At 64.9% G+C, this 12,727-nt stretch carries 10 protein-coding genes; 8 read left to right on the top strand and 2 right to left on the bottom strand.

The window, feature by feature from the left end; translation table 11 throughout:
- Positions 1-69 precede the first annotated feature (69 nt).
- Together AC0MRV_RS05030 and AC0MRV_RS05025 are read right to left on the bottom strand one after the other, a co-directional pair.
- Entirely contained in the window at positions 70-1,908 is a 1,839-nt protein-coding gene (locus AC0MRV_RS05030; protein ID WP_472763340.1) for a hypothetical protein, read from the bottom strand.
- Positions 1,909-1,983: 75 nt separating this feature from the next.
- Positions 1,984-4,131 carry a hypothetical protein gene (locus tag AC0MRV_RS05025; RefSeq protein WP_472763339.1) on the bottom strand — a complete coding sequence of 716 codons (2,148 nt, stop codon included), beginning with the start codon at positions 4,129-4,131 and terminating at the stop codon, positions 1,984-1,986.
- Positions 4,132-4,205: 74 nt separating this feature from the next.
- Between AC0MRV_RS05025 and AC0MRV_RS05020 the strand changes: the two genes are divergently transcribed.
- From AC0MRV_RS05020 to AC0MRV_RS04985, 8 genes are all read left to right on the top strand, one after another.
- Positions 4,206-5,810, top strand: coding sequence for a sodium-dependent transporter (locus tag AC0MRV_RS05020; RefSeq protein WP_472763338.1), 1,605 nt, complete (start codon positions 4,206-4,208; stop codon positions 5,808-5,810).
- Positions 5,811-5,834: 24 nt separating this feature from the next.
- Positions 5,835-6,011 carry a hypothetical protein gene (locus AC0MRV_RS05015; RefSeq protein WP_472763337.1) on the top strand — a complete coding sequence of 59 codons (177 nt, stop codon included), beginning with the start codon at positions 5,835-5,837 and terminating at the stop codon, positions 6,009-6,011.
- Positions 6,012-6,180: 169 nt separating this feature from the next.
- Positions 6,181-8,022: a molecular chaperone HtpG gene (htpG, locus tag AC0MRV_RS05010; protein WP_472763336.1), complete on the top strand. Its 1,842-nt coding sequence runs from the start codon at positions 6,181-6,183 to the stop codon at positions 8,020-8,022.
- Between the two features lie 106 nt (positions 8,023-8,128).
- A complete protein-coding gene (locus tag AC0MRV_RS05005) occupies positions 8,129-8,899 on the top strand; it encodes a hypothetical protein (protein WP_472763335.1) in 771 nt (256 codons plus the stop codon).
- 72 nt (positions 8,900-8,971) lie between these two features.
- Positions 8,972-10,252 (top strand): (Fe-S)-binding protein, encoded by a 1,281-nt coding sequence (locus AC0MRV_RS05000; RefSeq protein WP_472763334.1) that lies wholly within the window; start codon positions 8,972-8,974, stop codon positions 10,250-10,252.
- On the top strand, positions 10,252-11,091 hold the full coding sequence (locus AC0MRV_RS04995; protein ID WP_472763333.1) for a hypothetical protein: 840 nt from the start codon (positions 10,252-10,254) through the stop codon (positions 11,089-11,091). The genes AC0MRV_RS05000 and AC0MRV_RS04995 overlap by 1 nt, the downstream gene beginning before the upstream one ends.
- Positions 11,092-11,164: 73 nt before the next feature.
- The gene (locus AC0MRV_RS04990; RefSeq protein ID WP_472763332.1) at positions 11,165-12,010 is read left to right on the top strand and encodes a hypothetical protein; all 846 of its coding nucleotides are present in this window, start codon (positions 11,165-11,167) and stop codon (positions 12,008-12,010) included.
- A 155-nt stretch (positions 12,011-12,165) separates the two neighbouring features.
- Positions 12,166-12,705 carry a DUF3016 domain-containing protein gene (locus AC0MRV_RS04985; protein ID WP_472763331.1) on the top strand — a complete coding sequence of 180 codons (540 nt, stop codon included), beginning with the start codon at positions 12,166-12,168 and terminating at the stop codon, positions 12,703-12,705.
- Positions 12,706-12,727 lie beyond the last annotated feature (22 nt).

Raw genomic sequence — 12,727 nt, 5'->3', positions numbered from 1 at the left:
TGTAGCCGGCCTCGGTGCGGTCGGTCCAAGGTCGGCGTCCCCGGCTACAGCCCGACCGCGCCTCAAACCCTACCGCGTTGCCGCCAACCACGCGTTCACAAAAGCGTATTCGATGAAGTTGGCCACCCCGAGCTCACGCGAGGCGATGAGATCGTTCCGACGCCCCGCGGCGGTCTGGCCCGGCGCAAACGCCAGCACAAACAGGGCTTCGCAGCGCTTGCCGAGCGCGACCGATTCCCGGCCTTCATCGGCTTCGATCAGGAGTTGATCGCGACCGACTTCGCCTTGCAGCGCTTTGGCGAGCCGGACCACCCACTCATCGCTTTCTTCATCGGCGTAGAGGGCGATCGCCTTCTCCAGCAGGTCATCCCGCCGCTCCCCCGCCAGCACCGCCGCGCAATACGCGTAGATCGCGGCGTAGGCCCGACGGTCGGTCGGAATGGATACGTTCTTAAATCCGCGCTCAAAGGCCTCGCTCGCCGCCATCCATTCCCCGGTGAAAATGTAGCTGTTGCCCACCGTGTAGAACGTCGCGCGCATCCGGCGATCCGCCCGCAACAGGTCCGTGCGCGCCGCGACCACCGCGGCGGGATCGCCCCGCGTCATCGCCAGCATCAATCGCTCGCGGCCGACATCCACCTCCAATCCCGTCAAAACCGCCGCTTCACTCAGCGCGCGATCAGCCACTTCCAGATCGCCCATCATGCGCGCCGTTTCAGCCCGCGCCAACATGGCGCCTTTCTCCACCAACTTGGTCGGTTCGCCTTCCATCTCGCGCAGCACCACGTCCGCCTGCCGCTGCTGCAGGGCGATGATGCCGCCGTGCACCGCCGAAACCGGCATCGCGGGCGTGCCTGTCGGGTCCGGCCGGGAGACATGCAATTGCGCCAACTTGGCCGTGCTCGCCTCAAGCGCTTCCAACAGGGTCGCCGCGGTTTCCTCCGGCAACACCTGGGGCAGCAACTGTCGCAGGGCGGCAAGGTCACTGTCCCGGTAGGCTCCGGATTCCGCGGCCCGCATTCGCACCGCACGCACCGCCCAATCGGGCAGGCCGATGCGATCAAAGTCCGCCATCAGCTGCTCCCAATCCGCCGCGGTGAGATTCAAGACCTCGACGGGATCCACCTGCAGCATCTCGTCGATGCGCCGAGCGGCATCGCCCGCCTCGCCATTGGCTTTGATGATCGCGGCCCGCATGGGACGTTGCGCCTCCAACACCTCCATCGCGCGTGGTTCCGCGGCAAGAATCTTGTCGCGCATGCGCTCGTCCTCCCCTTCCGCAATCAGGTCGATGTCCGCCAGATCCACCCGCATCTGCAACACAGCCATCGCCGCCGTGGCCGACTCCGGATACATCACCTCCAGCTTCTTCACCGGCTCCCACCGTTCCTCCGGCGGCAGGCCGCCGACTTGGAACAACTCGATGCCCGGCGGGGTGATCGTCCACGCGTCGATGACGCGCATTTGCGCGGCGACCCGATCACCCAATTCGTCGTCGAGCAAGGGGCCCGCGCGCACCAGCTCCAGCACATCCGCCGCGCCCTCGATGTGACCCGCCGCCGCGAGAACCATGCCTTCGAGAACCGGCAGCGTGGTGTCCCCCGGTTCCATCTCAAGCAGCGCCTGCCAATAGTGCGGGTTCTCCGTGATCAACTGCGCCGGATCGAGCATCTCGTAGCTGCCACCCAGCCCCGCGTCCACCCGGGCGGCCGCGTCCCGCAGATCTCGCACCAAGGCCGCGATCCCCGGGTGATCGTCGGCGTCGAGTTGGGCGAGCTCGTTGGTGAGCGCCTGCACATTGGCCCAGGCTTCGTCCTGCACTTCCCCCGCCGTCGCCGCGACAATGTCCGGGCTGGAGTCGATCGACGCGCAGCCGGCGCTGAACAGCAGCACCGCGGCCAGCGCCACGTGTGCCCATCCTCTGGATACAAGGGAGCGTAAAGGGGTTGATTGAGAGATCATGCCAAATTTGGTCACTGGGGTTCAGGACGGGATCGACCACGACGGGCTCGCGCCCCGGATCCAATCCTGCTCGTCCGCCGGCGCGCCGTCGTCGCCTTCCGGTTCCGGTGGCGGGGCGACGGTTGGGTCCCACACCTCCGGTTCGAGCTGACGCAGGCGCAGCAGCGAAGCGGTGTATTCCACGAAGTCGACCACGCCGGTCGCGACGCAGCCCTCGAGCAGCGCGCGTTGGCGCTCGGGATCGAGGCCACGTTGAAAGGCCCGATAAAAACGCTGTTCGCACACGCGCCCGGCTTCGGTGATTTCGCTGATGTTGTCGCCCACGGGTTCACGGCTGGTTTCGCCCGCCATGCCGCGGGCGAGCAGACTCACCCAGTCATGCCCCTGCGCCAGTTCGCGCGCGCGCTCGATCAGCGCGTCGGCCCGGACGTCGTCGCCGCCGAGGCGATTAAAGGCGGCGCCCATCAAGGCGTAGTAGGCGCGGTATTCGGTCTCGTTCTCCTCCGCCTCCGCCGCGGTCACAAAGATCGTCGCGCCGTCGTTCCAGCGGCCCTGCGCGGCCGCCGCCAGGGCCGGCAGCGCCGGCGCGGTGAGCGCCAGCCCCGGCTCCAAGGCCGCGACGCGGGCATCGATGTCGTCCACCCGTCCGCTCCACAACGCCAGCCACACCCGGGTCGGCGCGCCGGCGTCGGCGATCTCGGTTGGCAAGGCATCGAGCGCGGCCTCGGCTTCATCCCAGCGCCCGAGGTGACCCAGCGTCTCGGCCTTCGTGACGAGCGCGTAGGCGGTCTCCTGCGGACTCGGATCCGATTCGCTGAGGCGACGTTCCGCTTCCTGCAAGCGACGCACGGTGCGATCGGCAATGATCGGGTGCAAGGGCAGCACGGCGACGCCGTCGGGGCCGTTGCCCACGTTGAAGAACGCCACCGGACGCAGGCTGCCGTCCTGTGCGGCCTGGCGTAGCTGGTCGGTTTCCTCTTGGCCGATGAGATTCGGCAGCCAACGCCACCACTGCTCCAAGGCGCCGGGCAAGGCGAAGCCACGCATGCCGGTGGCGCGACGGGTCGTCTGCAAAGCCTCGGCATAGAGGCCGGCCTCGGCCAGCGCATCGGCCAGGCGATTCAAATCACGTTCGCCATAGGCGCCGCGACTTTCGCCGAGCTGCCCCAGGATCTTGTCCACTCCGGCCGCGGCCCGACGAACCTCCGCCTCCGGGTGAAACCGGGCGGCCGTCAAGGGGCTTTGCCGGGCGACAACTTTCCAATCCTCAATCATGTTGGCCATGAGGCCATCGACGAGTGCGGCCTGCTCATCCATCCGCTCGAGGTCCACGCCACCGGCGCGCAGCCGCAGCATGAGGCCGGTGACCGTCCAATCGAGGTCGTCGGGGCGGAAGGACTGCGCGGCGCGCACCGCGCCCATGATTTCCTCGGGTGGCAAATTGGCGAGCAGGGCGTTGCGGCGTTGCAACTGGCGCCGACGCACCCTGCCCATTTCCTCGCCCATGCCGTAGGTCAGGCGGTGCACGGGCATCGGCAAGGTCGGTCCGTAAATCTGCAGGTCGATGAGCCAGGTCGCCCGATCGAAATAACCGCGCGCGGCCCACAACATCTGTTGGTAGAGGGCGACCACCGGGTCCTCCGGCGTGGTCTCCATCATCGCCCGCCAGAAAGCCGGATTCGTCGAGGTGAGCGCGACCGGGTCGATCGCTCCCACGCGAATGGTCTCGTCGCTCTCGATCTCGGCCGCGAGGGCATCGGTCTGCTCCACCAGTCGCGCGATGCCCGGAAAATATTCGGCCGGCATCTGCCGCCACATTTCGACGATCGCCTTCACGTGCTGCCAGGCGGCGTATTGGAGGGTTTGCCGATCGCGTTCGAGTTCGCGGTTGGCCGCTTCGGCCTGCTCACGGGCCGCGGCGACCGCGGCATCCACTTCGGCCGACGCGGCGTCGGTCGCGCCCACCGGGGCGGACGTTTCCCCCGGTGGCTTCGCAGTCGTCCCGGTCGATTCGCAACCCACCAGTCCGAGCCCGCACGTCCAGACGACTCCCGCGCAAAGGAGGTAGCGGCTCCATCGAGATTGTTCGGCCATACGGTTCATGAGTTTCTTCGCGACGATCTCATTGACGAGGTCAATCGGGCAAAGTTCCGCCCGACCGGCGGGCATCAGGCGACCCATCCGTCGCTCGCGGACAAAAACACCGTTGCAGTTACGGCGGGTGGCCTTAGGCGGTTGGGCCCATGTCTGCCCCCAAAGAGGCGTGGTCCTCCCGACTCGGTGTCATTCTCGCGGTTGCCGGTAGCGCCGTGGGTCTCGGCAACTTCCTTCGCTTTCCCGGTCTGGCCGCCCAATACGGCGGTGGGGCCTTCATGGTCGCCTATTTTATTTCGCTGCTGCTGATCGGCATTCCGATCTGCTGGACCGAGTGGACGCTGGGCCGCTACGGCGGCCGCAAGGGTTACCACTCCACCTCGGGCATCTTCAACGCGCTGCTCAAGCACCCCGCCGCAAAATACCTGGGCGTGATCGGCTTCGTCGTGCCGGTCATCATCTACATGTATTACGTCTACATCGAGGCGTGGGCGCTCGGTTACGCGCTCAACGCGCTCATGGGCAACCTCTCCATCGACGGAAAGGACTACGGCACCTTCTTCGCCAACTTCACCGGCGCGGGTTCGGACGGCGTGGCCTTCAAGTTCGGCCTGCGCGACGTGGGCATCTTTGTGGTGGTCGTCTACGTGGTGAACTTCTTCTTCATCTACCGCGGCATCTCCAAGGGCATCGAGGTGGTCTGCAAAGTCGCGATGCCCGCGCTCATCTTCATCGCGATCATTATCCTCGTGCGCGTGCTCACCCTCGGCACGCCCGATCCGGCGAAGCCCGACCAAAACGTCATCAACGGCCTCGCCTACATGTGGAACCCCGGTGACGTCGCCGCGGGGTTGAAGAACCCGCAGCTCTGGCTCGCCGCCGCCGGCCAGATCTTCTTCTCCCTGTCGGTCGGCTTCGGCGTCATCATCACCTACGCCTCCTACCTGCGCAAAACCGACGACGTGGTGCTGTCCGGCCTCACCGCCACCGCCGCCAACGAGTTCTGCGAAGTCGGCCTCGGCGGCCTCATCACCGTGCCCGCCGCCTTCGTCTTCCTCGGCGCCGCCGGCATCGTGGGTCAAGGCACCTTCGGCCTCGGCTTCAACGTGCTGCCGCAGGTCTTCGCCGCCATGCCGGCCGGCCATCTGTTCGCCTCGATCTTCTTTGTCCTGCTTTTCATCGCGGCGGTCACCAGCTCCTTGTCCATGCTGCAACCCGGCATCGCCTTCCTCGAGGAAGGCCTCGGCATCGAGCGCAAGGCCTCGGTCGCGCTGCTCGGCCTCATGACCGCCGTCGGCACAATGTTCGTGTGGTATTTCTCCAAGGACCTGAAGGCGCTCGACACGATGGATTTCTGGGTCGGCACCGTGATGCTCTTTGTCCAGGCGACGATCCTCGTGATCATCTTCGGCTGGGGCCTCGGCATCAAACGCGGCTTCGAGATCGCACACGAAGGCGCCGAGATGCGCATCCCCAATATCTTCGGAGTCATCATCCGCTACATCACCCCCACCTACCTGTTGGCGATTTTCCTGATGTTCCTCCTGCAAAATGTCTTCGGCTGGAACTACTCCTTCAGCGATCCGGTGTTTGAACCCACCGGCTACATGAAGGACCTCGTCGGCGATGAGCCCAGCCACGTCGCCCGCATCACCGTGGGCTTCATCCTCATCATCACGGTCTTTGCCCTGGTGTTCGTGAACATCGCCGGCAAGCGGTGGACCACGAACCCACCGCGGCCCCTCGAAGACTAAACCCACCCCGAACCAAATCTCACCATGCTTCTCGCGACCATGACCATCGGCGGCTGGATCAACATGCTGCTCTCCGTGGGTTTCGTTACCTGCCTCTTCGTCTACTGCATCACCCGCGTCCTCCGCGGCCCCGGCGCCAAACACCAACACGAGCTGGCCCACGTCGAACCCCTCGACGAAGACGAGAGCGCCTCACGCTAAGTTTAACCAAACCCACCCCGCTTGGAGCCCGGCCGCCGTCGCGCAGCCGGGCTCTTGATTTTCCGGAAAATCGCTTAAAACTTCCGGCCCTTCAATTTTGGCGTCCGCTCCGCGGAGCGCCCGTTTGTCGAAAATCGAAAATCCGAATTCGAAAATCCAAAATCCAACCATGCCTGAAACCCACGAGTTCCAAGCCGAGATCAAGCAGCTGCTCGATATCGTCGTTCACTCCCTCTACACCGAAAAAGAGATCTTCGTCCGCGAACTGGTCTCCAACGCGTCCGACGCGCTTGAGAAGCTCCGCCACACCCAGCTCACCGAGAAGGACATCTTCGAGGGCGACAAGGAGCTGGAGATCAACCTCACCACCGATGACAAGGCGCACACCCTGACCATTCAGGACACCGGCATCGGCATGACCCATGACGAGCTGGTCAAGAACCTGGGCACCATCGCGCACTCCGGTTCCAAGGCCTTCCTCCAGGCTCTCAAGGACGGCGGCGCCAAAAACGACAACCTGATCGGCCAGTTCGGCGTCGGTTTCTACTCCGCCTTCATGGTCGCCAAGTCCGTCAAGGTCTACTCCCGCTCCTGGCAAAGCGCCGAGTCCGGCCACGTCTGGACCTCCGACGGCTCCGGTTCCTACTCCGTCGAGGAGGTCGCCGACCTCTCCCGCGGCACCAAGATCGTGATCGAGCTCAACGACGACTCGCACGAATACGCCACCGCGGATCGCGTGAAGGCCATCCTCGAGCGCTACAGCGCCTTCGTCACCTTCCCGATCAACCTCAACGGCGACCGCGTCAACAAGGTCTCCGCCCTGTGGCTCCGTTCCAAGTCCGAGATCACCGACGAGGAATACACCGAGTTCTACAAGTTCCAGGCCCACGCCTACGACGAGCCGCGCCTGAAACTGCACTTCTCGGCCGACGCCCCGCTGGCGATCAACTCCATCCTCTTCGTCCCGCAGAACAACCCGGAGAAGTTCGGCATGACCCGCGCCGAGCCGGCCGTGTCCCTCTACTGCCGCAAGGTCCTCATCGATCCGTCGCCCAAGGACCTCCTCCCCGAGTGGGCCCGCTTCCTCAAGGGCGTCATCGATAGCGAGGACCTGCCGCTCAACATCTCGCGCGAAACCATGCAGGATCGCGCCCTCATCGACAAACTCGGCAAGGTCGTCACCAAACGCTTCCTCAAGTTCCTCGGCGAAGAGGCCAAGAACCGTCCCGACGACTTCGACAAGTTCTACCGCGAGTTCGGTTATTTCGTGAAGGAGGGCGCCGCCACCGACTTCACCCACAAGGAGCAGCTCTCGAAGCTCCTCCGTTTCGAATCCTCCCTCACCGACAAGGGCAAGCAGACCTCCCTCGCCGACTACGTGTCGCGCATGGGTGAGGAGCAGAAAGAGATCTACTTCCTCATCGGCCCGAGCCGCGATGCCATCGAGCGCGGTCCCTACCTCGAAGGCTTCAAGGCCCGCAACCTTGAGGTGCTCTTCTGCTACGAGGCCGTTGACGACTACGTCATGCGCCACCTCGGCGAGTTCGACGGCAAGAAGCTCGTCGCCGCCGACTCCGCCGACGTAAAGCTGGCCGACAAGGAGCAGGAAGGCGAAGCCCTCTCCAAGGATGAGATGGACGCCCTCGCCAAGTGGCTGAAGGAAACCCTCGGTGACCGCGTCAACGAGGTGAAGGCCTCCGACCGCCTCGTCGATTCCCCCGCCGCCGTGCTCAACGCCGACAGTTTCATGACCCCGCAGATGCGCGCCATGATGAAGGCCATGCAAAAGGACGGCGAAGAAGGCGCCGCCCCGCCGCCGCTCAAGGTCAACCTCGAGCTCAACCCCCGCCACGCCGTGATCAAGAAGCTCAGCGCCGGCAAGGACACCGACGCGGAGAAGAGCGGCCTCGTCGCCGAGCAACTCTTCGACAACGCCATGCTCGCCGCCGGTCTGCTTGAGGACCCCAGCACCATGGTCCAGCGCCTCTACAAGCTGCTCGAACAAGTCTGAGTTCCTCGACCCACTCCGCTTCATGCTTTCAAGCGCGCCCGAAACCGGGCGCGCTTTTCTTTTGGCCACCTTGCCAATCAGCCCACCGGTCCGCATTCTCGCCGCCATGAAACGCATCCCGAGCGCGTGGCTGGGTGCCGTGGTGCTGCTGATGCTCGCCGGCTGCCGCTCGACTCCGCCGACCTTCGAGCTGCAGGCGCCGCGCTGGAGTTTCGACTTCGACGTGAACCAGTTTCTGACCGGTCCACCCAAGACCGAACTCAACCTCGCCGAACTCGGCTTCGATGCGCTGGCGGCGGTCAACCACGACCACTTCTTTCCGCCCGACACCCAACGGGCGCTCATTTCGGACCAGGCCGCGGAGGCCGGGTTGTTCCATCTGCGCGAACCCCTGCAATCGACCCTCTACGGCCGTTCGCCAGACGGCGCCTGGCACACTGCGGGTGAAATGATGCAGGGGACGCTGCGCGCCGTCCTCAATCTCGAACAGCTTCGCGAAGGGCGACGCTACCACTTCTGGTCAACCGGCTCGTTCACCGCGCTCTATTGGGCACCCGACAGTCGTCGCTTCGCCGCCACTGAGGTTCGACTCGATGGCCGCCGCAATACCTTCCTGATCGATACCCTCGAGCTCGACCAACAACGCATCGACATACGCACCGACGAACTGGATCCCTTCATCGCGGCGGCCCAGTTCGCGCGCGCCACCCAGAACGAATTCCACGGGTGGCTCAACCCCACCCAGTTTCTGCACTGGGTGTTCGGCGCCCCCGACGAGAACGGGCTGCCCCGCTGGGGCGTCGAGTTCGTGATCGACGCCACGCTTCCCCCACCCGCCCTGAACGCCCGCGTTCTGCGCGCCTACGTCCGCGATTGACCCACCGGGCATCTCCCGGCGGTCTGTTCTCATTCCTCCCGTGTGGTTCGTGGGCCCACCCCGTCCTCTCGTATGCAGCACAACATCGTCAATGACGCTCACGGTCCGCTGACCGCGCCGATGGCCCAGGCCGTGGAGAAGTGCGTGCATTGCGGCTTTTGCCTGCCGGCCTGCCCGACCTATCGCGAGCTCGGCACCGAGATGGACAGCCCCCGCGGGCGCATCGTGCTCATGAAGGAGGTGTTGGAAGGCACGCTCTCCGTCGCCGATGCGGGTCCGCACGTCGACGCCTGTCTGGGTTGCCTCGCCTGCGAACCGGCGTGCCCTTCCGGCGTGCCTTACCGCGATCTGGTCAGCGCCTATCGCGCCAACACGGAACCGCAGCGCTCACGGCCGCTCATGGAAAAACTCCGACGCAAACTCGTCTCGGCCACGATTCCCCATCCGGCTCGGTTTCAATTCGCCGCGCGGGCGGCTCGATTGGCCAAACCGTTGGCGAAGGTGCTACCCACGGCGCTGCGGCCGATGCTTGAACTGGTCCCCGACGAACCGCTCGCGCCGCTCGTGGTTTATCCGCCGAGCATCCCGCCGCCCGATGGCGTTCCGGTGCGCGCCCGGGTCGCCCTGTTGCTGGGGTGCGCGCAGCAGGTGCTCGATGCCGACATCAATGACGCGACCGTCGAGGTGCTCAATCGCAATGGCATCGAGGTCATTGTGCCCGAAACCCAAGGCTGTTGCGGCGCGCTCAGTTGGCATGTCGGCGATCTGCCCGCCGCGCAGAAGTCCGCCATCAAGAACCTCGCCGCCTTCCCGGCCGACGTGAATGCCATCATCACCAACGCTGCTGGCTGTGGCTCGGGCATCCACGAATATCCGCTCATCCTCAAAGGCACGCGGGCTGAAGCCGCCGCCGTCGCCTTCGCCGAACGCACCTGCGACATCAGCGTGTTTCTCGCGAAACTCGGCGCCGACCTCGCGCCGATTCCTACGCCAACCCGCCCCTTGCGCATCGCCTACCACGACGCCTGTCATCTTTCGAATGCACAGGGTGTCACCGCGCAACCCCGCGACCTGTTGCGCGCCATTCCCGGCGTGGAGGTGATCGAAGTGCCGGACGGCACCACCTGCTGCGGTTCGGCCGGCAGCTACAACATCGATCAACCGGACATCGCCGCGTCACTCGGCCGCCAAAAGGCGCAACACCTGCGCGCGACCGGCGCCGACCTCGTAGCCACCGGCAACATCGGCTGCCTCACCCAGATCAAGACACACTTGGCCAAAGACGGTGGTCCGCCGCTGCCGATTCGCCACACCATCCAAATCCTGCGCGACGCCTACGCCGGGAGGCTGTGATGAATCGCCGTTACCTCGTCGTGCTTTCGAGCCTCGTCCTGGTCATTTCACTCGGGATTACGCTCACACAGCGCGGTGACTCGGCCAGAACTGAAGATCCATTCGACTACCGCACGCCGCCTTGGCGCCTGGTTGAGCCCTCCTCGGAGTCGTCCGCCTTGCTCGCCCGGATGTGCGACGATCCCCGCGCTTTCCTGGCGGCGATGCAGACGGTGCCCATCGATGACCGCGTGCGGGTGTGGGCGGGATCATGGATCACCCTGGAGAACCAACAACGCTCGCTCCTCGCTCGAAAAATGCCGGAGGAGGTGCGCGGCCAGGTCTGGGCCGACGGCGAATTCCGCGATTGGCTACCGCAGGATCCGCTCCACGCCCTGCAGGTGGTCCGACGGCTTGCCCCCGAGGACAACCCGGGGGGCCATGCCATCGCGGCTCTCGCCCTCTGGGCCAGCCGCGATTCCGTCGCCGCCTCGCTGTGGCACCGCGACCAAGCCGCCTCCTTTCCGCATGGCGGCTTGGATTCGGCCGCCGGCGAAATCGCCGCCCAATGGTGTCGCCAGAACCCGGCGGCGGCGGGGCGCTGGGGCCACCGCCTCACCGGCGACGCCCGTGATCACGCGGCCTACGCGATGGCCACGGAATTGATGTGGTCCGCGCCGGCGACCGCGGCTACGTGGACCAACAGCATCCGCGACGGAAAACTGCACGCGGCCGCCGTGTGCCAAGTCGCCTTGTTCTGGCTCAAGCACGACGCGGCGGCGGCCCGGCGGTGGATCGCCGGAGATGCGCTGCGTGAGGCGGAGCGCACACTCGTTTACCGTCATTTCGGCCTGGAATAGCCAGGCGACGGCGGCAGCCATATCGTCCAGATCATCCGTGACGCTGGCTCAGACCTAAGGTAACCTCAACGTCGTGCACTCCCGGCCTACGTGGCAGCGTCCACTCAACACGCTCCTGCAACACGGAGGCGCGATCGTGCTCTGTCTGCTTCTCGTCAAAGCCCCACTCAGCGCCGCCGCACCGTTCGATTACCGCCTGCCGCCGTGGCAGGAAAAAACATCCAGCAACCACAACCTGCCGCTGCTCGCCGAGATCAGCGCCGATCCCGCCGCGTTTCTGGCCCGACTCGCCGCCATCCCGATTCCCGAACCAGAAAGCCGGCTCGTTTCCTGGCGGATTCCACTCAAAGATCAACGGGCAGCGCTGGAAGACAGGCTTCCATCCGGCGCTCACACCGGCATCGCGGGGGACACGGCGATCCGGGACTGGTTGCCCGACAATCCCGACCAGGCCCTCCGCAACATCTCGCTCTTTCCGCTCGAGAAGGACCCTGGCCTCTATGCGGAGTTAAGTCTCGCCCTCTGGGCCAATCGTGATCCCGTCGCCGCCTCCCAGTGGCATCACGACCACGCGGCAACCTTTCCCCACGGAGATATGGACCGGGCCGCCGGTGAAATCGCCGCCCAGTGGTGCCGCAAGGACCCGGCGGCGGCGGGGCGCTGGGTCCACCACCTCAACGGTGACGGCCGTGGTCACGCTGCCTACGCGATGGCCACCGAGCTGATGTGGAGCGATCCAAGCAATGCGGCCAAATGGATCGACGAGATCCAAGACGAGCGCCTGCACCGCGCGGCGGTTTGCCAAGTGGCTTTCTTCTGGTTGCACGTCAGAACAACCGACGCCCTCACCTGGATTCAGTCAAACGCGCTGACCGAGGCGGAACGATCGATCGTCAGGCGTCACTTCGATCTGCCCTAAACTGCGTTTCGCAGTATCCCGAAGGAAGCGGTGTTGCAGATTGCAGGACCAACGGAACGTGTTCGCTGCGCCATCGGCACTTACACAACTGGCATGGGCTTTGCGCTTTTGGAGGCATGGTTAATCGCAACAAGAACCCACAATCCCTTGTAACCATGAAAACACTACGCATTCCCCTTCTCGCCTCGCTCGTTCTCGCGCTCGGCCCGGCTTCGTCGCTGCATGCCGATCACCATCAAGCCGAGATGAAGCATCCCGACGGCGTCGTGAGCGTCGAATTTGAGGACATGGCCGACTTCACCGACTTCGGCACCTCCATGCACCCGGTGCCGGCCGAACAGCAGGCCCTCGCCAAGGAGCTGCGCGCACAGATCAAACGCATCGCGCCGCGCTACATTCCGGCCGACCGCCATCTGGAGCTCACCTTCCTCGACATCAACATGGCCGGCGAATTTGAACCCGACATCACGCCGGGCGACGACGACGTGCGCATCGTGCGCGGCATCTACACCCCGAGCTTCCTCGTTGAGTATCAGGTCACCACGCCCTCCGGTGAGGTCGTGAGCAAGGGCCAACGCCGCATCTCCGACACGGCCTTTCAGCAGATCATCAACTTCCGCAGCAGCGACCAACTCTTCTACGAAACCGAGTTGGCCCGGCAGTTGATCTACGACATCTCCCGCTCGATTTCCTGATTCTGGCGTGAGCCAACAATAA

It is taken from the genome of Actomonas spartinae, assembly GCF_051209155.1.
Classification (GTDB): domain Bacteria; phylum Verrucomicrobiota; class Verrucomicrobiia; order Opitutales; family Opitutaceae; genus Actomonas.
Note: the sequence above shows the minus strand (reverse complement) of the source record. Positions and strands in the feature narration are given on the sequence as shown.

Coding starts and splice junctions, on each gene's coding strand:
- AC0MRV_RS05015 (WP_472763337.1), top strand. CDS start 5,835: ATGCTTCTCGCGACCATGACCATCGGCGGCTGGATCAACATGCTGCTC.
- AC0MRV_RS04995 (WP_472763333.1), top strand. CDS start 10,252: ATGAATCGCCGTTACCTCGTCGTGCTTTCGAGCCTCGTCCTGGTCATT.
- AC0MRV_RS05000 (WP_472763334.1), top strand. CDS start 8,972: ATGCAGCACAACATCGTCAATGACGCTCACGGTCCGCTGACCGCGCCG.
- AC0MRV_RS05020 (WP_472763338.1), top strand. CDS start 4,206: ATGTCTGCCCCCAAAGAGGCGTGGTCCTCCCGACTCGGTGTCATTCTC.
- AC0MRV_RS05005 (WP_472763335.1), top strand. CDS start 8,129: ATGAAACGCATCCCGAGCGCGTGGCTGGGTGCCGTGGTGCTGCTGATG.
- AC0MRV_RS05025 (WP_472763339.1), bottom strand. CDS start 4,131: ATGCCCGCCGGTCGGGCGGAACTTTGCCCGATTGACCTCGTCAATGAG.
- htpG (WP_472763336.1), top strand. CDS start 6,181: ATGCCTGAAACCCACGAGTTCCAAGCCGAGATCAAGCAGCTGCTCGAT.
- AC0MRV_RS04985 (WP_472763331.1), top strand. CDS start 12,166: ATGAAAACACTACGCATTCCCCTTCTCGCCTCGCTCGTTCTCGCGCTC.